Annotated in this window: 20 protein-coding genes; 9 read left to right on the plus strand and 11 right to left on the minus strand. The window is 57.4% G+C overall.

Going from position 1 to position 21597, the window contains the following annotated elements:
- Nucleotides 1–200 precede the first annotated feature (200 nt).
- The 4 genes from AB3226_RS25060 to AB3226_RS25075 all read left to right on the plus strand — a co-directional run bounded on the left by AB3226_RS25060 (nt 201) and on the right by AB3226_RS25075 (nt 4922).
- On the plus strand, nt 201–770 hold the full coding sequence (locus AB3226_RS25060; RefSeq protein ID WP_367375043.1) for a YceI family protein: 570 nt from the start codon (nt 201–203) through the stop codon (nt 768–770).
- 60 nt (nt 771–830) lie between these two features.
- Entirely contained in the window at nt 831–1541 is a 711-nt protein-coding gene (locus AB3226_RS25065) for a GNAT family N-acetyltransferase (protein WP_367375044.1), read from the plus strand.
- A gap of 317 nt (nt 1542–1858) precedes the next feature.
- On the plus strand, nt 1859–3505 hold the full coding sequence (mqo, locus tag AB3226_RS25070; protein WP_367375045.1) for a malate dehydrogenase (quinone): 1647 nt from the start codon (nt 1859–1861) through the stop codon (nt 3503–3505).
- A 763-nt stretch (nt 3506–4268) separates the two neighbouring features.
- Nucleotides 4269–4922 carry a lipopolysaccharide kinase InaA family protein gene (locus AB3226_RS25075; RefSeq protein ID WP_367375046.1) on the plus strand — a complete coding sequence of 218 codons (654 nt, stop codon included), beginning with the start codon at nt 4269–4271 and terminating at the stop codon, nt 4920–4922.
- Nucleotides 4923–5056: 134 nt separating this feature from the next.
- Here the strand turns inward: AB3226_RS25075 and AB3226_RS25080 are convergent, their stop codons facing one another.
- From AB3226_RS25080 to AB3226_RS25100, 5 genes are all read right to left on the minus strand, one after another.
- Complete coding sequence (locus AB3226_RS25080; RefSeq protein WP_367375047.1) at nt 5057–5299, minus strand: hypothetical protein; 243 nt, start codon at nt 5297–5299, stop codon at nt 5057–5059.
- Nucleotides 5300–5686: 387 nt separating this feature from the next.
- Complete coding sequence (locus tag AB3226_RS25085; protein ID WP_367375048.1) at nt 5687–6616, minus strand: alpha/beta fold hydrolase; 930 nt, start codon at nt 6614–6616, stop codon at nt 5687–5689.
- A gap of 213 nt (nt 6617–6829) precedes the next feature.
- Nucleotides 6830–8143 carry an ATP-binding protein gene (locus AB3226_RS25090; RefSeq protein ID WP_367375049.1) on the minus strand — a complete coding sequence of 438 codons (1314 nt, stop codon included), beginning with the start codon at nt 8141–8143 and terminating at the stop codon, nt 6830–6832.
- A complete protein-coding gene (locus AB3226_RS25095; RefSeq protein ID WP_367375050.1) occupies nt 8140–8880 on the minus strand; it encodes a response regulator in 741 nt (246 codons plus the stop codon). Before AB3226_RS25095 ends, AB3226_RS25090 begins: the two co-directional genes overlap by 4 nt.
- Nucleotides 8881–9224: 344 nt before the next feature.
- Nucleotides 9225–10265: an alpha/beta hydrolase family protein gene (locus AB3226_RS25100; RefSeq protein ID WP_367375848.1), complete on the minus strand. Its 1041-nt coding sequence runs from the start codon at nt 10263–10265 to the stop codon at nt 9225–9227.
- Nucleotides 10266–10580: 315 nt separating this feature from the next.
- Here AB3226_RS25100 and AB3226_RS25105 point away from each other — a divergent pair, with 315 nt between their 5' ends.
- Nucleotides 10581–10979, plus strand: coding sequence for a hypothetical protein (locus AB3226_RS25105; protein WP_367375849.1), 399 nt, complete (start codon nt 10581–10583; stop codon nt 10977–10979).
- A gap of 228 nt (nt 10980–11207) precedes the next feature.
- Here AB3226_RS25105 and AB3226_RS25110 read toward each other — a convergent pair whose 3' ends face one another.
- Nucleotides 11208–12092, minus strand: a complete 885-nt coding sequence (locus AB3226_RS25110) for a LysR family transcriptional regulator (RefSeq protein ID WP_367375051.1) — start codon at nt 12090–12092, stop codon at nt 11208–11210.
- Between the two features lie 107 nt (nt 12093–12199).
- Here AB3226_RS25110 and AB3226_RS25115 point away from each other — a divergent pair, with 107 nt between their 5' ends.
- Nucleotides 12200–12493, plus strand: coding sequence for a muconolactone Delta-isomerase family protein (locus tag AB3226_RS25115; protein WP_367375052.1), 294 nt, complete (start codon nt 12200–12202; stop codon nt 12491–12493).
- A gap of 294 nt (nt 12494–12787) precedes the next feature.
- Here the strand turns inward: AB3226_RS25115 and AB3226_RS25120 are convergent, their stop codons facing one another.
- Together AB3226_RS25120 and AB3226_RS25125 are read right to left on the minus strand one after the other, a co-directional pair.
- Complete coding sequence (locus AB3226_RS25120; protein WP_367375053.1) at nt 12788–13978, minus strand: MFS transporter; 1191 nt, start codon at nt 13976–13978, stop codon at nt 12788–12790.
- Nucleotides 13975–15168 (minus strand): serine hydrolase domain-containing protein, encoded by a 1194-nt coding sequence (locus AB3226_RS25125; protein WP_367375054.1) that lies wholly within the window; start codon nt 15166–15168, stop codon nt 13975–13977. Before AB3226_RS25125 ends, AB3226_RS25120 begins: the two co-directional genes overlap by 4 nt.
- A gap of 115 nt (nt 15169–15283) precedes the next feature.
- On the opposite strand from AB3226_RS25125, the gene AB3226_RS25130 reads away from it, so the two are divergent.
- Entirely contained in the window at nt 15284–16189 is a 906-nt protein-coding gene (locus AB3226_RS25130; RefSeq protein ID WP_367375055.1) for a LysR family transcriptional regulator, read from the plus strand.
- A 107-nt stretch (nt 16190–16296) separates the two neighbouring features.
- On the opposite strand, the gene AB3226_RS25135 is transcribed toward AB3226_RS25130, so the two are convergent.
- On the minus strand, nt 16297–17292 hold the full coding sequence (locus AB3226_RS25135; protein ID WP_367375056.1) for a DMT family transporter: 996 nt from the start codon (nt 17290–17292) through the stop codon (nt 16297–16299).
- Nucleotides 17293–17384: 92 nt separating this feature from the next.
- On the opposite strand from AB3226_RS25135, the gene AB3226_RS25140 reads away from it, so the two are divergent.
- Together AB3226_RS25140 and AB3226_RS25145 are read left to right on the plus strand one after the other, a co-directional pair.
- Nucleotides 17385–18293: a LysR substrate-binding domain-containing protein gene (locus tag AB3226_RS25140; RefSeq protein ID WP_367375057.1), complete on the plus strand. Its 909-nt coding sequence runs from the start codon at nt 17385–17387 to the stop codon at nt 18291–18293.
- 148 nt (nt 18294–18441) lie between these two features.
- Nucleotides 18442–19011: a DJ-1/PfpI family protein gene (locus AB3226_RS25145; protein WP_367375058.1), complete on the plus strand. Its 570-nt coding sequence runs from the start codon at nt 18442–18444 to the stop codon at nt 19009–19011.
- Between the two features lie 172 nt (nt 19012–19183).
- On the opposite strand, the gene AB3226_RS25150 is transcribed toward AB3226_RS25145, so the two are convergent.
- The gene (locus AB3226_RS25150; RefSeq protein WP_367375059.1) at nt 19184–20461 is read right to left on the minus strand and encodes a sugar MFS transporter; all 1278 of its coding nucleotides are present in this window, start codon (nt 20459–20461) and stop codon (nt 19184–19186) included.
- A 557-nt stretch (nt 20462–21018) separates the two neighbouring features.
- Nucleotides 21019–21381, minus strand: a complete 363-nt coding sequence (locus AB3226_RS25155) for a DUF6124 family protein (RefSeq protein ID WP_367375060.1) — start codon at nt 21379–21381, stop codon at nt 21019–21021.
- Between the last annotated feature and the right edge of the window lie 216 nt (nt 21382–21597).

Consider the following 21597-nt stretch of genomic DNA (forward strand, 5'->3'; position numbering starts at 1 on the left):
GCTGTAGCAATAGAAAACCTTGATATATCAAGGTCAGGGCCTGATTGTGGCGGGATGCCATTATCCAGTAATGGCGCGGCGGGTAAAGGCGTGCGGGCACGGCTGCGCTGGAATAACCATCGATTATTTGCTTAAGTCCAACTATCGCAGGCACACCTATGCGGCGCTTAAATCCCAGGGCGCTTCAACCAGAGAATCCCATGATCCCTCGATTCACGCGTTTCGCCGCATTGCTCGCCATCCTCACGCTCGGCACCTTGCCGTGCGCCCATGCCGTCGAGTACACCCAGGTGAACACCACCGCCAGCAAGATCTCTTTCACCTATAACCAGTTCGGCTCCCGGGCGTACGGCACCTTCGGCAAGTTCGACGCCACGCTCGATTTCGACACGGCGAACCCCACGGCGGCCCACGCCAGGCTGACCATCGACCTTGCCAGCATCGACGCCGGGGGCAGCGATGCCAACAGCGAGTTGCAAAAGCCTGCCTGGTTCAACACGGCGGACTATCCGGTGGCGACCTTTGAATCGACCGGGGTGAAAGCACTGGGCGACCATCGCTACTTGATCACCGGCAATCTCACGCTCAGGGGCATGACGCGCGAGTTGCAGGTGAAGGTGCAGTTGAAGCCGGAAAAAGCCATCGGGATCTTCGATGGCGACATCATTGTTAAGCGCAGGGACTTCAACATCGGGGAAGGGGAGTGGGGCGACAAGGTTGTCTCCAACGACATCAACATCCGCTTCCGCATCGTCGCGCCCGAGCGCTGATTTTCCTGTGAGGGGCTCGATCTGTGACAATAGCGGGCTTAACCCGGAGTCAGAAACCCAATGCCCCAGCTCACCCACTTTGCCACCCCGTGCCCGGAGCCCATCAACAGCCAGATTCTGCAGATGGTCGTCGACAATTTAACCGACATCAGCATGGTGGGCATCGCGCCGAGCAACCCGTTGTACAACGTCTATCAATACACGGTGGGCTACGAGGTTCATCTCTACCTCGAAGCGCTCAGCGGCGCCAAAGGCATCGCTGTCGAACTGATTGTTGCAACGGATGACGAAGACCCCGAGACGGTCATCGGTTTTCTGCTGTACCTGCCCGTCAAGGACGATCCCGAAGCGTGCGGCGTGGCGTATATGGCGGTGCAGGCCAGCCATCGGCGGCGGGGTGTCGCACGGGCGATGCTGCAAGACATGCTCGGTCGCTACCCGCATGCCGAACTGACCTGCACGGTCGCCAAGGTGCCCTGGTTCGAATCGATGGGCTTCCAGGTGTTGGGCGTGCGCGGCACTCAGGTGCTGATGAACACCCGTGATCACGGTACCGAAGGCTTGATGGGCTTACTGGATGTCACATTTATCTACAGTTCTCTGGAGGTGCGGCAGATACATACGTATCTGCTGCACAAACACGGCAAGCGGGCGATGATCGATGCGGAGAAGCAGCGCGACCGGCATCTCGACCAGATGACGCGTAACGCCAAGGCGTTTGTGCTGGAACGTTTGAGCAAAGACGCCGATCGCGGGCCTCGTCCCGTCTAGACTGTTGAGTCCTTTCGGGCGCGCAGGCTGGCCGAGGCGTGATATTCTGTCGCATTAACTTGGTTTGACTTATTCGGTTCGTACGTCCACAGACGTCCGACAGAATCAATGTCGCTCAAAGTAGCTGAGCCAATAATGATAAAAATCAGTACGCGAGGGACATATAACTGAGGTCGATGGAGACACGTCGGCCTTGTGTGCCCACCTCCAAATCCTTGTAAGTGCAGGAACCCACGGCACGCTGCCTGCGTACCCGTACTCTTGGGTTGCTCATGTTGAGGATTGGGGGCGGATGGCGTTTATCATAGGTGCTACAAATGTTTAAGAAACTGAACACGGCCCTGCTGGGGCTGGCTTTGTCGATGGGGATCACGTCCGCCTACGCGGAAGAGGCAAAGAAAGTCGATGTGCTGCTCATTGGCGGCGGCATCATGAGTGCAACACTGGGTGTCTGGCTCAATGAGCTGGAACCCGACCTGTCGATGGAAATGGTCGAGCGCCTCGACGGCGTCGCCCAGGAAAGCTCCAACGGCTGGAACAACGCCGGTACCGGTCACTCCGCCCTGGCCGAGTTGAACTACACCCCGGAAGACGACAAGGGCAATGTCCAGATCGCGAAAGCCGTTGAAATCAACGAAGCCTTCCAGATCTCCCGTCAGTTCTGGGCCTGGCAAGTTCAGCAAGGCGTGCTGAAGAACCCGCGTTCGTTCATCAACTCCACTCCGCACATGAGCTTTGTGTGGGGCGATGACAACATCAAGTTCCTGAAGAAGCGCTACGAAGCCCTGCAAGCGAGCCCGCTGTTCGCCGGCATGCAGTACTCCGAAGACCCGGCTGTGATCAAGAAGTGGGTTCCGCTGATGATGGAAGGGCGTGACCCGAACCAGAAAGTCGCGGCCACCTGGAGCCCGCTCGGCACCGACATGAACTTTGGCGAGATCACCCGCCAGTTCGTCGCGCACCTGCAAACCACACCGAAGTTCGACTTGAAACTGTCTAGCGAAGTGCAAGACATCACCAAGAACGCAGACGGCAGCTGGCGCGTCAGCTACAAAAACCTGAAAGACGGCACCAAAACCGAAACCGACGCCAAGTTCGTCTTCATCGGCGCGGGCGGCGGTGCACTGCACCTGCTGCAGAAGTCCGGCATTCCTGAAGCCCAGGAATACGCAGGCTTCCCGGTAGGCGGCTCGTTCCTCGTGACCGAAAACCCGACCATCGCCGAACAACACCTGGCCAAGGCCTACGGCAAAGCCTCCGTTGGCGCACCGCCAATGTCGGTTCCACACCTTGACACCCGCGTGCTGGACGGCAAGCGCGTCATCCTGTTTGGCCCATTCGCGACCTTCAGCACCAAGTTCCTGAAAGAAGGCTCGTACCTGGACCTGCTGACCACCACGACCACACACAATGTGTGGCCAATGACCAAGGTCGGCATCAAGGAATACCCGCTGGTCGAGTACCTTGCAGGCCAACTGATGCTGTCTGACGAAGACCGCCTCAACGCCCTGAAAGAATACTTCCCGAACGCCAAAGCCGAAGACTGGCGCCTGTGGCAAGCCGGCCAACGCGTGCAAATCATCAAGCGTGATGAAGCTGCCGGTGGCGTGCTGAAGTTGGGTACCGAGATTGTTGCTTCTGCTGACGGCACTATTGCTGGTCTGCTGGGTGCATCGCCGGGCGCATCGACTGCCGCACCGATCATGCTGACCGTGCTGCAGAAAGTGTTCAAGGACAAGGTTGCCTCGCCAGCCTGGCAGGAAAAGCTGCATCAGATCGTGCCGAGCTATGGCACTCAGCTGAACAGCAGCCCTGAGAAAGTGGCTCAAGAGTGGGCTTACACCTCTAAGGTGTTGGAGCTGACTCCGCCGCCGGCGATTGGTCAGGTGGCGGCTCCGGCTGCTGCTCCGGCCGCTCCGGCTAAGGCGCCGAAGGCTAATGCTGCGACTGATATGGCTCTGTAACTAGAAGCGTAATCGGAAAGCCCACTGGATCGGTGACGGTCAGTGGGCTTTTTTGTGGGCGAGTGTTTTCTGCAAAGGAATATTCATTTCGGCTCACATGTCTGCTTTCGGCCAGAATCTTCGCCTGCCAATGTTATCGACAAGAGCTAACTGTCCATATCCGAAAGAAGAGTGATGCGCGCCGAGCAAACAACGACATGTTAAGGCTGGTCGTTGGGGTGCCAAACCCTAAGGCACGCATTGCGGTGAAAAAAGGTCTGTCGGCAGCAACAAGGGTTTTGGGTGGATTCTGTTGAGCGCTGCCGAATCAAAGGCTAGGTCCCAGCCGCATCGTATCCGCAGTGCGGTATCTGAATTCGCCCACATCAGAACAGCCAAACTGAGTTTCTGCTGCGGCACAAAGGCCAGCTTCCGGTTGGGTGCGTGTGGTGTGTCAAGGCACGTCATCGGAGGTAGAACTCCACTCGTTACAGGGGGAGTTCCAGCCCAACGGAGGATTACTCTATATAAAAATCTTGATACAATTGCCAGAATTTTGGCGCCATGCGCCGTTTCGAAAGAAGACAGATGTCCTGTGCAATCGCTTAAAACCGTTAGGTCCGCTTTTCCCTTCTGCCATCAAATCGCCAAGGCGACCTTGAATTTCTCGCACCCCCCGAGCGTAGCGGTCCTTAATTCCATTGGTAAGTTGATAGAACCGCATTACCTGGAGCGCCCCAACCGCATCAGACAATTCGTGGGTCATGGCGAATGCAAGCTCTTCATGAAGGTTCAACGTGTCAAGACGCTGCCAAAGAAATTCCGCATAGCGCTGGGACGCCCAAAGCGCTCAGGCAGGTTCGACTGGCCTATCGAGGAGCTGTTGAACACGATCATAGCCGCAGAACGCGGTGTTGAGACTGCCCGCATTGTGGGCTTCGGGGTGGTCAAGCCGAGGTTCGGTATTATCCAGGAGTTCGTGCTGTTGACAGAATTCCTCGAGGGACACTCGAATGGTTTGCAATGGCTGCAGAAGCACCCTGAGCGGGTGGTTGAGTTCGTTAAAGGGTGCATGAACCTCATTGTCGACATGCGCAAGCGTGGTCTGATTCACCTTGACCTATGGGTGGCGAACATCATGGTGCCTGAAAAGCAGTGGAGTACTCTGCGGGTCATCGATATGGAGAATGTTTTCACCCGCCCATCGGGTTTCACCTCTGAAACCTTGGGTTTTCAGTTGGGTTTTCTCTATCACAAAGAAATGAGCCATTTCATCGACGAAGCGTTGTACGACGGTTTGGTCGCTGACTTTCTGCGTGAGTGCGTGGAAATCGATAGCGCTGCGTTCGCGCGGATTTACACGGCGAGCAAGCACAACAAGTTCAGTCATAAGAAACGCCGCAAGATTTTTCTCGAAGGCGAGTTGGAGATCTCCTGAATACGCTGGGGGACAGCCTTTGACAACAAAGGCCATTGCAGCATTGCGCACCATCACGACTAAGGCTGTGCAACCGAATCCGATCACACCGTCAGCGAGACCGGGTAAACCACACAGGCCGGGCAACCGGCTGGCTAAAGGTGTTTCTGCTCAATGATCGCTTGAGCCATTTTGTCCAGTTCTTCATGGGCTACAAGCTCATCAGTCCAGCGCCCTACCACCTCTTGGTAGTTCTCGACCGCTTTGGTGCTATCACCCTCTGGATGGCGAATAGGTCCGATAAACGCCACCGAAGGTGGACCGTCCTTTTGCGGGCCAAACGTGATCCAAACTTTTGGATCGTTCTCCGGGTAGCCGTATGAATCCCAATGAGCCATATCGATTCTCCTGGATCCGGCCTTATGCCGGGCCATCAACAAATAGCCCACAAACTCACTTCACGCCAGCTGGCGAAACAAGTGCCGCTACGGGAAAACGAAGTCGCGCAAGGATTTACCACTCGCGATGAAGTATTGTCTGCCGGTAGCAAGGTCGTGCAGCTCAATTGTCGGTGAATCGGGTGTTGGATCAGGTTGATCCGCAGGAGTAGGTGAGGGCGTTGTTTCAACGCGTCACGCAGTAAAAAGCCCACTGAACCGGCGACGGTCAGTGGGCTTTTTTGTGAGGATCGGTTTTTTGCAAGGGCACCTCAATGGTTGCGCTTGCGCGCAACGCCCCATGCCTGGCGCACCAATAAGAAGCCCCACTTGCGCGGGGCTCGATAGTCACTTTTGCTGGAGGAACGTCAGCAGATCTTGATTGAGCCGCTCCTTGTGCGTATCTGCCAAGCCGTGGGGTGCGCCAGGATAGACAATCAACTGCGAATTTTTTATCAGCTTGGCTGCGGCATGCGCCGAGGCAGTGATCGGTACGATCTGATCGTCATCGCCGTGCACGATCAGCGTGGGCACGTCAAATTTGGCCAGATCCGGGCGGAAATCAGTGGCTGAGAACGCGGCGATCGAGTCATAGGTGTTTTTGTGGCCCGCTTGCATGCCCTGGGCCCAGAACGAATCTATCAGCCCCTGCGAGGGTGTTGCCCCTTTGCGGTTGAAGCCAAAGAACGGGCCGGAGGCGATGTCGCGATACAGCTGCGAGCGGTTTTCCAGCGACGCTTTGCGAAGGCCGTCGAAGACTTCAATCGGCAGGCCGCCTGGGTAGTCATTGGTTTTGAGCATCATCGGCGGGACGGCACTGATGAGCGCTGCTTTTTTCACCCGCCCGGTACCGTGCCGGCCAATGTAGCGGGCCACCTCACCGCCACCAGTTGAAAAACCGACCAGGGTTACGTCTTTCAGGTCGAGCGTTTCGATCACAGTGGCCAAATCGTCAGCGTAATGATCCATATCATTGCCCTCCCACGGCTGGCTGGAGCGACCATGGCCGCGCCGGTCGTGAGCGATGACGCGGTAACCCTTGTCCGCCAGGAACATCATCTGTGATTCCCAGCTATCCGAATTCAGCGGCCAACCATGGCTGAACGTCACGACTTGTCCATCTTTCGGACCCCAGTCCTTGTAGTAAAGCTGTACGCCATCCTGGGTCGTTATGTAGCTGTTGCCACGGGTTTTTGGTGTCTCTGCGAGGCTGAAGTCTGCCGCCAAACTTGCAAATGCCGCGCTGATTGCTAGAAGTGTGTTGGTGATTTTGCTCATATAAAGTTCCTCGGTTGACTGTAGTTAGATCTCTGCCATCCGGGTATCCGATGGCGAGTCGACAAGGAGAATTCTTGCAGGGGAATGTATACCGGCTGTGTTCAGAACCGGCCGTTTCTAATATTTGTGAGTATGGAAAGGCGCTGGATACAGTCGCTTACAAAACCCCGCTCGTGCAGGCCCATCGGTAGGGACTGCACGGTCGAGAAGCACCTACGGATTGGACCCGAGGTTGAGAGTGACGCACAGACCCCCGCCTTCGCGGTTGCGCAGGCTCAGCGATCCGCCGATGGCCACGGCCAGTTGCAGAGCGATGGCCAAGCCTAGGCCGGTGCCCCCGGTGTTGCGGTTACGTGAGCTTTCCACGCGATAGAACGGCTTCGTCACTTCAGCCAAAACGTCCTCTGAGATGCCCGGGCCGCGGTCGAGCACGCTGATCGAAACGCCCGCGCTGGCATTGCCGGCGATTTCCACTTCAGCGTTGCCAGCGTATTTGAGTGCGTTATCAACCAGATTCACCATGATGCGCCGCAGGGCATGAGGGCGTGTCTCGATGACCGCGCCGTTCTTGCCGCGCAGGCTGACTTCATGGCCGGTGTCCTGATAGTCGAACACCAGGCTATCGAGAAAGGAGTCCAGGTTGATGCGGCAACTGGCTTCAGCTGCGCCATGAACGCTGCGGGCATAGGCGACGCCTTCGCGGACCAGGTGCTCGATTTCGTAGAGGTCGCTGCCCAGCTTGTCTTTCTCCACGGAGTCGACCATGAACTCAGCACGCAGCTTCATGCGGGTGATGGGCGTCTGCAAGTCATGGGAAATCGCCGCCAGCAGTTGCATGCGCTCCTTCAAGTATCCGGCGATCCGTGCTTGCATGGTATTGAAGGCCCGGGCCGCATAGGCCACTTCACGGGGGCCGTTTTCATCCAGATGCACGGGGTGTGCATTGGGGTCGAGATTCTCGACCGCTTCGGCCAGGCGGCTGAGCGGGCGGGTCGCAATCCGAACGGCGAGCCAGGTGCAGGCGATCATCAGCATGAGCTGACCGAACAGCACAAAGGGAAGCCAGGGCGACAGCGGCCTGACCGAGGGGCGTACATCGATGGTGACCGGGCTGCCATCGGCCAGGTGCAGCTGGGCCTGGAAATGTTCGCGTGGGCCAGGGATCTGGACGAAGGTCAGATCGTAGTCGCGACCCAGATTGGCTTCGAGCGATTGCGCGGCTATCGCGGCGAGATCGTTGGAGGCGAGCGGAATGCCGGAGTCATGTTCGCGCAGCAGATAATCGTAGTTGCGACGCTGCAGGCGTTTGGTCCACTCCAGGCGCTCAGGGGCGGGCAAGCGGTCGAGGATGGCGATGGAGGTCGCCGTGTCATGCTCGAAATTACCCAGCATGGCCGTCTTCGTACTCTGGTAACGCTCGTAATACTGCGCTCCGAACGTCAGTGCCTGAGCGAGTAGCAGACCGGCCAGAAAAATCAGCCACAACCGCGATGCCAGCGTATGCGGCCAATGCAACGCGAACTTCATACCTGCTCCTCAAGCATTTCTACCGCGAAGGTGAAGACATAACCTTCACTGCGCACCGTTTTTATATAGGCTTGCTCACGGGCATCATCCAGCAAGCGCTGGCGAAGGCGGCTGACCAGCAGGTCGATGGAGCGATCGAACAAATCCGCTTCTCGGCCCTGGGTCAGATTGAGCAAATGGTCGCGGCTGAGCACACGCTGCGGGTGATCGAGGAACACGCGAAGCAGCCGGTATTCCGCGCCACTCAGGGCGACCAGGGTGTCGTCGTCATCGAGCAGATGACGAGCCGTGGTATCCAGACGCCAACGGCCGAACCTGAGCAGGCGACCGCTCTCGGTGACGAGCAGATTGGGCGGCAGCATGCGGGTGCGCCGAAGCACTGCGTTGATGCGCGCGAGCAGTTCGCGGGCGGCGAATGGTTTAGTCAGGTAGTCGTCGGCCCCCATTTCCAGACCAATGATGCGGTCGGTCTCATCGGTGCGTGCAGTGAGCATCAGCACGGGCGTGGCCTTGTGTTTGCCGACCCGGAGTTCCCGGCACAGCTGCAGGCCATCGTCGCCCGGCATCATGATGTCGAGCACGATCAAGTCGACTTGATTGGTTTCGAGAAAGGCCCGCATCTGGCGCCCGTCCGCGGCGACTGTGGTGCGCAGGCCGTTCTTCTGCAGGTAGTTGCCGACCAGCTCCCTGATCTCGCGATCGTCATCCACGATCAATACGTGATCGATGTGTCCCATTCCTTTTGCTCCGAAGTGTGCGCGTCGATTGCGCAGAGTGGCGATGCCCCGGCGCCTGTCCGTAGGGCTTCGTAAGTCTGTCCGGGCGTAAGGCAGTAGCCAGACGCACGCAATAACGGCGGCGATTGTATCGCTCTGTATCTCAACCCGTCTCAGATACTAGCGAAGCCAACTGGAGGCTTCTCGACCATCAGACAACACGACTCGCCTTGATAACCACGACAAACTTCTCATCGCTTTTTTAGGCGGGATCTCGATCGATTCCAATGACCAACATGAGTGCTCCTTGAAAGCGTTGTGCGGTTACTGGATTGACCAGCGTTTGGATAGATGCGGCTATCTGTCTACAGTCCGCTTCTGGACTGAAGAAACTCCGCTATCAGCGATGCAATCTGCTGTTGAATCACCCCACGCAGGCGAGCGCTGTCGCCATCCCGGCAAATGATGCCATCGCCTGGTACGTCTTCTTCAAGCATTAGCTCCGCGCCAGGTTTGCACACCGACAAGAAGCTGAAATGGCTGGCGTCGCTGATTTCGACGTAACGGCTTGACGCCGCAGGCAGGCGTTTGGCCAGGTTGGCAGACTCCAACTCAGCGGGAAGCTCGCGCGACGGTACGCCGGCAGCGATCACCAGCGCGGGTACCGGCAGCGCTGCCAGGCTTTCATCGGTCAGGCCTCGTGAAAGGCCCAAGTCCAATGTAACCACTGCAGTGACGCGTTTATCGCGCAAATCGGCGGCCAATGCGGCCTTTGATTCTGAGGTGCTTGCGGGGTTTATCTTTCCATAGACAGTGCAACTTGCTAACTGCGGGTGGGCTTTGCAGTCTCGGGCGAAGCGGTCTGGATCGAAACGAGCACCGGCGATCTCCAGGGCGGTCCAGCCGCCGAGTGAATGGCCCACTACTGCAATTCGGTCATTGGCGACCAAGCCGAATTTTTCAGGTTGAGTCGTGACCGTATCAATGGCTCGGCGCAGATCAACGGGCCGCTGCCACAACTGCGCCGCTGCTTGAGGGCTACGGTCGTGGGTCGTGGTGCCAGGGTGATTGATTGCGGCGACGATGTAACCCCGATGGGCCAGAGCACTGGCAAGCCAGATCTGGTTGCTCCAGTTGCCTCTGTACCCGTGGGAGAGCACCAACAATGGGTGCTTGCCAGCAGCGGGCGGCGCGTCACGAACGGCAGAAGCACCGACAAACACCGCATCATCGCCGATCAATTGCGTGGCTGCGGTCGTTGCACTGGGGTACCAAACGACCAACTCCAGTGAGCGGTCATTCTGCGAGTCCGCCAGTGTGGAAGATTGGAAGCCGACAGGGTTCTCGTCAGCGAGTGCGAGAGTCGTCAGCCAGGTCAACAATAAGGCGCCGAAAGCTATTTTCAATGTCATTTCTTCCTTGATTGGATAAGTGCATAGCAACCTGGACCCGCCGTTAGGCGCATCCACCTTCGTACGGAATCGAAGCTAATGTGGCTGCCTATAAGCACGGACATTAAAGCCCACATTCGAATCGCGGTCTTTAGTGAGAGGGCCGAATGTCTGCTTTTTGGTTGGCTATTTAAACAGCGGCTCCTTAGAACTTTTCCCTATTTATCTGTCTATGTGGATAGGCACATCCGCTCGGCAAGCGCCAACCCGCAGGCTTCCCGCAACCAGATGGCTACCCGTCCAATTGTCAATCAGAGGTTGTCTTCGCTCATGAAATTTCATGACCCACGGATGGTGCTCTTCGGCCTGTTCGCGTTCGCGGCAATGGGCTCGGCATCAGCAACACAGATGAAGACCTCAACCCCTGTTTTCGCAACTGAAGTCACTGCCGTTCAGGCTCCTGTCGAGGCGGCTGGCAACCCTTGGCCGACCTTGGCCAGTATGGCCGGCAAGGAGTCAGGGACGTTGCTTGCCCATGACGACCGATACTGGCATGACCACCGTCGGCACGATCGTAGAGATGATTGGCGCCGAGACGACTGGCGTAGAGATAACTGGGGTAGAGAGCAAGCCCGCCGAGAAGCGGAGCGCCATCGTGACTGGGAGCGCCACCAGGATCGGGTCATGCGGCACCGCTACGAGGACAATCGCCGCTACTATCGTCGCTAGTGAGAAGCCAAGGAAATGTTCGGCTGGCCGGATTAGATTAGGTCGCGGCAGGGGTGGCAGGTAACTGCCATCCCTACCGCGACCGCAGTAACTCTGTAATAGCTTAGCCAAGATGCCTTCGGCGGGCGCTTACGGCAAAACGGCCAATGCGTGCGTTTGGCTCCAACACGCAGGCACGCATGTCCTCATGTGGAGATGGAGTTGAATCTAGTCCTTGCAGAATTAATGCTAGGCCGCCAAGAGCGCTTGCCGGAGCGTCGCGACAAGCGGCTTGGGGTCGTCCTTGCGCCAGATGGCATAGACCCTGACCCGTGAAGGAAACCAGGGCAGCTCGCGAAATATGACGCTATCTGCAAGAAAATTCCGAAGACTCGCCTGGACAAAGGTAATGCCCAAACCTGAGGCCACCAGCCGCAAGGCTGCCAGCAGGTCATCCGCCTCTACCTTGATGTCAGGCAAGAAACCGCAAGCGGAGCATTTCTCAAGAAAACGCTGGCGGGCCGCAGGATTTTTTGACCGGGCCAAGGCAACCCAACGCTCCCCGTTCAAGTCTTGAGGAGCAATGCTCGCTTGCGTGGCCATAACATGTCTTTTTCCCAGAACAAGCAGTAGCGCTTCGCTTGAAACCTCCATGGACTCTATGTCTGCGCTCTCAGGAACTGAATAAACCAGCCCGAAATCGAGCGCTCTACCGAGCAGGGCCTCGGATTGTTCTGAGGAGCCCATGGGACGGAGTTCGAAGGTAGCAGCCTGATGGCCTGATTGCAGACCCGCAAGGGCACGCGGTAATACATTGGAGTGCATGGCCGCTTCGACATAACCCACGGCAATATGGCCTGTCTCACCAAGAGCGATACTGCGCGCCGCTGCTTCGACTTCAGATGCATGGGCGACCAGGCTGCGCGCCTCCTGAAGGAAAAGACGTCCTTCGTCAGTCAGGCGCATGCGCTGACGTGCGCGTTCGAATAACCTCAGACCAAGCTGCGCTTCAAGCTGAATGATTTGCCGACTCAAAGGCGACTGCGAGATATGTAGACGGCTGGCGGCTTGACCGACATTTTCAGTTTCAGCGACAGCGATAAACGCAACAAGCAATCGAAGATCTAAGGTCATGTGAATCGGGTCTCAAGTCATGTAGAACGCGTCTTGGACCAGAATAGTATTTTTTGCAATTATCCGTGAACTGTTTAAACGACGAACGCCTTGAAGGGGATATATATATGCAGTTCATCACGCTTTCGCGTCGAGTCTCGGAGCGTTTTTCCGATGCGGATTTTGCGCCTCATCTCGAAGCCGAAACTCAGCGTGCCAGGGCTCTCTATCTGGAGGGATTTATCCGCAACATCTGGCACCGTGGTGACATGGGTGGCGCCTGCCTACTGGTTGAAGCCGAAAACGAGACTGCCGTTCGGGAAAAGCTGGCAACGCTTCCACTGGTAAATTCCGGGATGCTGGAAGTTACTTCTGTTGTACCGTTGAAACCTTATGGTGGATTTGGCCCAAGAATCCAGTAATCGCTCTTCGTCCGATAATATTTAGTACAGAGCCCAAGGAGGCACTCGACGCAATTCGTCAAACTAGGGTATGCGTCCGGGCCTCCCGTCTTGCGTCACTAAACCGGTTGCCACCTATGCGGCAGCAGCTGCGCAATATCACTTGCCCGTTGCGTCGGGAGGCGCCCGTTGAGCCGCGCCGACAGGATCAAACTCATGATCGCCGCCGCCCGTTTTCCGTTGAATGGACGCAGGCTTGGTCAAAGGTGAAGGCTTTGCCGTGGTTCGCCGCTGCCTGCTACCAAATCAGCACATTCAAATTGCATCGGATTTCAGCCCCTGCACCACGGGAAACCCGCGCAGCTTGGCCGACCACGTCACCATCAGCGTGGCCACCAACAGCGCCAGTAGTGCAGGAGGGAATGCTTCTACGCCGAGTCGGTCGAGTAGCAGACCTCCCACAATGCCCCCGCCAGCAATTGCGGTGTTCCAAGCAGTCACGAGCATGGATTGTGCGACATCTGACGCATCGCCAGCAGTTTGGGCCAATGCCGTTTGAAACAACGTTGCGCCGCCGCCAAAGGCTAATCCCCACGCGCCAATCGCTACGAAAACTGCAACGGGTTCGGTGGCTGCTATACCCAGCACCATCGCTGAAATCCCAAACAATGCGGTACTCGCCAGGGTCAGCGCGCGCAGGTACTGGTCGATTAACACCCCAACAATCCAGATGCCCAGCAGCGATGTGATTCCGAAGACCAGCAGTACTACATCCGTCTGCGCCCCCAGGCCGGCCACTTGCAGAAACGGGGCGATGTAGGTGTAGAGAATGTTGTGCGCAAGGACGAACGCCAGTACCACGAAGAGCACGGGGCGAATGCCCGGCAGTGTGAATACATGGCGCAGCGACAGACGTTTTTCTTCAGCCTTTGCGGCGAAGTCTGGCACGTTGAAGCGCACCCATGCCATCAGCAGCACGGCCAGCAGGCTCATGATGCCGAAGCACATGCGCCATCCCAGGACGTTGCCCAGAAAGGTTCCGGCCGGGATGCCCAACGAGAGCGCCAGTGGTGTGCCCACCATCGCAATCGCGATGGCGCGGCCTTTGCGGTGTTCGGGCACCAGGCGCGCGGCATAGCCGGCCAATAACGCCCACAACAGCCCCGCCGCAACGCCGGCCAGAAAGCGCGCCGCGATCGTCAACGTGAAGCTGGTCGAAAACGTCGTGACCGTGTTGGCAATGGCAAAGCCGGCGATGGCAGCGAGTAGCAAGGGACGGCGACGAAATCCTTGTGTGGCCGCCGTTAACGGCATGGCGGCCATTAGCGATCCTATGGCATAGGCGGTGACGGTTTGACCGACCCACGCCTCGGAGACGGCCAGCCCCTGTGCCATCTGCGCCAGCAGACCAGCCGGTAGTGCCTCGGTAAGGATGGTGATGAAGGCGGCCATTGCCAGCGCCAACAAGGGTGCATAAGGCATGTGATCCTGCACTTGCGAGTTCATTGGCCTAGCTCCGCGATGCCGTATACCGCGTCCCGCAGGTCGGTTACGAACCGTCCCGACATGCCCTCGTACAACGTGTTGGTGAAGGCGACGACACTCAGCTTCTGCTGTCGATCCACACACCACGAATGGCCATAGGCGCCACCCCAACGCCAGGTGCCTGGCGACTCGGGGGTGACCGCCAAGGCCGGATCGCGCAGTACCGAGAACCCCAGACCAAAGCCGAACCCCGGTGCAGCGGGCAGTTCCCGGCCGCCGGTTTGATCGCGTGCCATCTCCTCGACGAGTGCAGTGGACAGCAGCTCACCGCCGCCGCGACGCAATGTTTCAAGGAGGCGCAGGAAGTCCTCGGCTGTTCCGGCCATGCCGGCACCACCCGACGCAAACGCCTGCGGGTTGAAGATGCGGGCGGGGCTGAACGGGATGCCGATCGCCCCCTCGAACGGCGAAACGATTTCGCCTTCGGCCAGCGCGTGGGGCTCGGGAGTCGCACTGACGTAGGCGATAGGCACGCGCGATGGGTCCAACGCGGCAAAGCCGGTATCGGTCATGCGCAGCGGATCAGTCACGAGCTGGCGCACCGCATCAGCCAGTTGCTCGCCCTGCACCCGCTGAATCACCGCCCCTAGTACATCGGTTGCCACCGAATAGCCCCAGGCCGTGCCGGGCTCGTACAGCAGCGGCACGCTGGCGATGCGGCTCAGGTTCTCGGTGAGGCTGACGGTGGACGCATCCATACCGTCCGAGACATCGGCCTGTGCATAGGGGCCATGCGCATCGGTTTCGAAAAAGCGATAGCCAAGCCCCGCCGTGTGACTAAGCAAATGCCGCACCGTGATGCGGGCAGCACATCCATCAGCCAACCGTGGCCGAAACTCGGGCAACCACCGCTCAACGCTGTCATCCAGACCGAGACGGCCTTGCGCTACCAACACCAGGGCCGCCGTCGAGACAATAGGTTTGCTGACCGATGCCAAGCGAAACACCGCCTCTACGCTCATCGGCAACCGCTTCTCGCGGTCGGCCCAGCCGGCCGCCTGGCGATGGACCAACTCGCCATCGCGGGCCACCAATACTACCGCGCCAACCAGTCGCTGCTGCTCCAGCGCCTGCTGGACCGTTGCTTCAATGCGCGCGGACAACTGACGTGTATGCGTGTCCGTGGATAAAGCGACTTGGGGGAGGGTCATGCGAGGTTCCTTCTGAGAGTGGAGAGCCCCGCCACGATAGAAAATCCAGGATTAAAGAAAAACTGGGGTAGAGTTCCATTTTATGCGGAGCGCAATGTCCGCAATGGAGGGCAGCATGGACAGCTTGAATGGCTTTGTGGTGTTTGTGCAGGTCGCTGAAAATCGCAGTTTCGTGGCGGCCGGCCGAATGCTGGGGGTGTCGGCGTCGGCCATCGGCAAGAGTGTGGCGCGGCTGGAAGAGAAGCTCGGTGTTCGCCTGTTTCACCGCAGCACGCGCAGCGTCACGCCGACTGCCGAAGGCATGCTGTTTCTGGAGCGCAGCCGTCGGATCCTGGCAGAAATCGAGGCGGCTCAACTGGAACTGTCGCAAGCCAGCGTCGCTCCACGTGGACGCTTGAGGGTCAGCCTGCCCGTGGTCAGTTCGCTGGTACATCCGGTGCTCGGCGACTTTATGCGTGAGTACCCGGCCATTGAATTGGACCTGGACTTCAGCGACCGCCTGGTCGATGTGATCGAGGAAGGTTTCGACGTCGTGGTCAGAACCGGCGCGCCTACGGATTCGCGTTTATCGGCGCGTAAGCTCGGTTCATTCCGTTCGTTGCTGGTCGCCTCGCCGGACTACCTGACAGCGCGTGGTACGCCAAAAGTACCAACCGATCTGCTGCAACACAGCTGCCTGCACTACCGTTTCCCCAATAGCGGCAAGCTGGAAACCTGGGCCTTGCGTCGTACCGCTGAGGAGCCCGAGTTAGCCTTGCCCATTTCGATGATCTGCAACACCATCGAAACCCGTTTGTGCTTTGCCTTGCGGGGGCTGGGCATCGCCTACCTGCCGGAGTTCTCAGTCAGGCAGGCGCTCGCCGAGGGGCAGCTGTGGACCGTTTTGCCAGAGCACACAGAGCGCAATGGCGAGTTCCATTTGCTCTGGCCTGCCAGTAAACACTCCTCTCCCAAAGTGCGGGTATTCGTCGACTTCCTCTGCGCCCGGGTTTTTCCGGGGAGAAAGGGGACACTACTCTAAACGTCCGCTATTGGGCCGATAGCTGCCCATCACAAAGGGCTGCAATCGACAAAAATGGTCGCTAAATCCAATTATGGTTATCTTCTTCAGACCGCTTCCAGTACCGGTTAACGACTATCAGGAGCAAACGAAGTCAGTTTTTCTATCGTGTCTGGTGAGTTATCGATCGAAGTCAGGATGATACGAACAGCCATAACCACACCGGCGAGAACGGCAGCAAGACCCGATGCTTCTAAAGGTGTTGGCAGCCGACTTTGAAACAACAAGCCGAGTAATGTAGCGAACAGGGATTCAAGGGATATCAGTTGTCCAGAAAGCACCATGGGAAGACGATGGGACGCTGCGTTCCATGCCCAGGCTCCGGCGAGTGAGGACATCACCGCAATAACCAGGCCCCAGACGTACAGATGTCCTGCCAGGGAAACACTGAAACCAAGGATTGGCAGCTTGAGAAGGTCGAGCGCCTGCACAACCGGTAACAAGCACACGGTGCCCATTCCGGCACCGGCCATCATGAGGCCTGTCCAGACACCTGACGCATTGGCCGGGAGTTTCTCCAGTGCGCTCTGGTTCAGCAAGCTGAATGCGAGCCACAAGACAACGGCGCAGACAGAAAAAATCAACCCCATCAGCCACGACCCGTGGCCCGCAACGGGTTGATTGATACTGCTGATGTTCGTCAGCACAAGCCCGCCAGTCAAAAATGTCAGCGGTATCATCAGTCTGCGCCATGGAAGCGTTTTTTTCGTGGCGTTGCTGAGCAGTGCCAACAAGACTGGCACCATGCCAATGAACGCTGGAGTCAGTACGGGGCCGCCAAAAATAACACCGGCGGCAATGCAGGTGCTGTACCCGAGGTATCCGATCACGCCCAGACCGGCGGCGAGAAATTGCTGATTGCGACGCAGGCACCGTAGCTGGGCGCGACAGAGCACCATGACAACCACGCCCAGCGCACCCGCGATCAGAAACCGGATAACCATCAAGTCATAGATGCTGTAGGCGCCAGTGACGTAGGGGGCTATGAAATTCAGAGCCCAGCTCAGGGTCGCGACCACGGCAAGGGTCACTCCGGCGATGATGTTTGAGTGAGCAATGGTCATCAGGCATATCCGCGAGGTATTCAGCTCATGTTGCACAGCGCCAGGGGTATGCTACAAACGAGTTCTCGGTCTTGGATGCATAACGTCTGATTATGAATACGCTTGGGAAGTCATTGCCGCCGCTTGCCAGTTTGCTGCCCTTTGAAGCGGCTGCTCGACTGGAAAGCTTTTCGAAGGCTGCCGATGAATTGCACATCACTCAAGCGGCGATCAGCCGCCAGATCCGTGGGCTTGAAGAAAATCTTGGGTTGAAGCTTTTTTGCCGCCGCAACCGCGCAGTCTTCCTGACGCAGGAGGGGCGTGAGCTAGGGCGCGTGGTGAGCACCGCATTGCAAAGTATCAGCGACAGTGCCGTCACCCTTCGTGAATCACCCCGTAAAAACCGCGTCGTTTTACTGTGTCAGTTGTGCGAAGCGTTCTATTGGTTGATGCCGCGCCTTTCGATGTTTCACCAGCTACACCCGGAAATCGAGATCCAGGTCGCGACATCCACTCGACCGTTGACTGAATTCAATGACCATTTTGACGTTGCCTTACAAAGTACCGGACGCCCCAGCGGCTTGCATGCTCTGGCGTTCACCGCTGCTGATGAAGTGTTTCCTGTGTGCAGTCCTCATTACCTGACTGCCCGACAGTCACTGCGGATTACCGATCTTCGCCTCCATACGCTTTTACACCATCGCGCCACGCCACCGCACTTGATGGAATGGGATACCTGGCTGCACGCCTTTGGGCAGACATTAGAGGGTTATCCTCAGGGCTCCGTGTTTGATAGTTACCCCTTGATGCTCCAGGCCGCCGTCGAGGGGCATGGAATTGCAATGGGGTGGCGCCGAACAGCTGGGAGGCTTATTGATAACGGTACGCTGGTGAGACCTTGTATAGAAAGCGTCCCTTTACCTGAAGCGATATCCGTTTTTAGACAATATGGCGCAGAGGATCGGATTGAGGTGCGCGCGCTTATTGAGTGGCTTGCAGAGGAATTACGCAGTGGAAACTGAAAGCTCTATTCCCTATCGATGACGCTGGGATAGGACCGTTTTTGGCCGATTGCTGTCTGTCGCGACGGGCTAAAAACGACCCGAAGCAGTCGTTGAGATTTATTTGTTATCGCTTTATGTTGGTCGTTTTCATGGAGGATTCTGACTGATGGCACGCGTGGGCTTGATACTGACACCCGGTTTTGCGGATTGGGAATACGCTTTCATTGCAGGGACTGCTTCCCCGTTTTACGGGATCGACGTCAGGTTTTTCGCCTCTGTTACGGGGCAGTTCCGCTCGCAGGGTGGATTGGCTGTAACTGTGGATAGCAACTTGCAACAATGCCTGGACTGGAAGCCGGACGTTGTCGTCGTTATCGGTGGAATGATCTGGGAGCATGCAGATGCACCGGACATTCGAGACTTTCTTCATGCTAGTCGTTCAAGTGGAGCGACAATTGCCGGTATCTGTGGGGGAACGCTGGCACTGGCGAGGGCCGGTCTTCTCGACACGGTTTCTCATACCTCGAACAGCGCTGACTTCCTACAACAGAATGCCGCAGGTTATGAAGGCGCCGCGCTTTATCGAAGCAGTCCAATAGCTGTGATTGCAGACCGCATCATAACTGCCCCAGGCCCTGCACCCGTTAGCTTCACCTGCGCAGTGTTCGAAGCTGCGGGGCTATCTTCAGAGATCGTTTCGCAGTTCAGGTCAATGTTGGCAGCGGAACACGGGTAACCGCTTCGCGTTACAAAAATAGCCGATCAGGGGATGTGTTCGAGTGTCCGTTTCTCCTATCTCGTTACTGGGACTGGTCTCAAGGCGAGCTGGGGCTCGATCCTGGCACGGCGAACAAGCGGTTGAATCTGATCGTTAGCTTCTACCAATGGGCTAGCCGCGCCAGGGAATGCTAGTGCTTCAGAGCGCGGGCATGCCAACCGTAGATTGCGATGCCGGCATAACAGGTCGCTGGCACGCTCAATGCCATCGCGAGCGTCGAGAGGTCGGCCACATACCCTGTCAATGGCGGAATAAATGCCCCGCCAACAATGGCGCAACAGAACAGGCCCGAACCTTCTGCCGCGCGATGACCGAGCCCTGCGGTCGCAAGGGTAAAGATCGTCGGAAACATGATGGAGTTGAACAGCCCGACGGCCAGCAGCGACCATCCGGCAACAACGCCTTGTGTGGTGGCAGAGATCGTCAACAGCACAATGACTGCCGTGGCGGCAAAGGCCAGCAGTTTCCCGGGCGCGAAAGTGCGCATCAGCACCGAGCCGATAAAGCGGCCAACCAGGGCGCCACCCCAATAGAAGGCAACATGCTTACCTGCGGCTTCGGCGGGAAGGGCCAGGGTTGTCGGCAGCATGAGGTAGTCGGTGATGAGGCTGCCAATCGTGACTTCGGCGCCGACATAGAGAAATATGCAAACGGTGCCAAGTGCAAAACGCGGCTGCTTTAGAAGGTCGAGCGCAGCGAGTGGATTGAGACGTTCAGGTCTTGTTGACGGTTGCAGCTCATTTCTTTTCAGCCAGACGATCAAGGCGACGATGCAGATGAAGAGCGTAATGCTTGCATAGGTGTTGCTGATCACGCTGGCTTCCTGCGACAGGAAGGACGTCAGTTCTGCTGGCGACAATTCGGAGGTATCTACCGCATTGAGGGAGCCCAGGATCAGTATGGCACCCAGGTAGGGCGCGACCGTGGTTCCCAGCGAATTGAACGCATGGCCGAGGGTGAGGCGGCTAGAGGCCGTTGCGACGGTTCCGAGCAGTGAAAGCAGCGGGTTCGCAACGACCTGAACGGTTGTCACGCCAATCGCAAGCACAAAGAGGGCGCCGAGGAAGGCTGGAAACAATGCGGACTGGGTGGCAGGAATGAAGAGCAGGCATCCACCAGCCATCAGCAGCAACCCAAGGACGGCTGCTCTCATGTAGCCGATTCGCGAAATGAGCAGGCCTGCGGGTATGGCGAAAATGAAATAGGCAAAAAAGAATGACGACTGCACAAGCATGGCCTCGGTATAGCTGAGGCTGAAGAGGTGCTTGAGTTTTGGCACCAGGACATCGTTAAGGCTGGTGATGCTGCCGAGGATGAAAAACAGCGCGAACACGTAGGTGCTCATCCGTTGGGCGTGGGGTGTTGCCAAACTGTTGGTGACAGTCGCGCTAGCACTAGCATTCGTCATCACGGGCTTCCTTTCTTGTGATTGTTACTTTCAAGGAAAGGCTCTATCGAGCCTCGGGCACCTTGACAGTGAGACAGCGCTATCTTTGTGCGGTGAAGTACTCGCCAAAGGAGGGTGCGCTGCCATCTGATTTTTTGTTTGTAGCCGCTACCGCTCACCCAAAGTCCGGGGCCAGTCGTTAGAGGGCGCTACCTTAGTGCCTGACTTTTCGTTTGGCAAGCCGCTGGATCTCTTGGGTGTTATGCCGAGATAAGGGGTAAGCAAAGCAGCCCCAGCGCATGATCGGCCGTTTGGTGACCCTGTCATCGCTGGCGCCTGTGAAGGGGGATTTGAGGGTGAAGCTGATGAGTCGCCATCGTTGGTGCTCCAGGTGGGTTGCTCTTGATGAGCCCTGAGCATCGCACCTACGGAGCGCTGACTTTTAATCGATAGACAGCGCTTTTCAGAGAAGGCAGTTCGATGTTCTGCCTGTGTTCGGGGGGCTGATACGACCCCTTCGCGTTGCAACTATCCAGCCCTTTACCGAGGGGCAAGCCTCTCGGTAAAGGGCTGAGTGATTACTTGGGTGGAACGAAGTTATCCAGCATTCGATTCACCGCCAGTTCAGCCAGCATGATGACTTGCTGAAGCGCCAACAGCGTATTGCGGTGGGTGCCCTCCACCAATGCAGCAATGTCACTGGCCATGACACTGGCCGAGGCCAAGTTCTCACACGTTTGAACCAGCAAGGCTTCATCGCCGACATCCGGCGCAACCACGTACATGGTGCTGGGTTTGCGTGGGGTGTTGTTCATGACCGCTGCGGGGTTGAGGTAGAAATCGAGGGCGCGTTCGGCGGCTTCGTGAAATTTTTTTGAATCGTTAGATTCGTACGGGGATGCCGGATCGGTGTCTGGCGGGTTGGGTGTTACTTTGAACATAGATGAAGCTCCCACTTAGAATAAATAAGAGCCATCACCCTCGCTACCAACGAAGGGTGGCGGCCATACGCGGGTTGGTAGACCGGTCTAAGTAGGAAACCCGGCGCTCACAATGGAGCCCCACGCATGACCACCATATAAAGCTGCGCCCAAAAAAAGGGACTGCATAAGGTGTTGCCATACGACTACTTAAAGGCGGGCTACCAAACCCGATCA

Source organism: Pseudomonas lini (assembly GCF_964063345.1).
Taxonomy (GTDB): domain Bacteria; phylum Pseudomonadota; class Gammaproteobacteria; order Pseudomonadales; family Pseudomonadaceae; genus Aquipseudomonas; species Aquipseudomonas lini_B.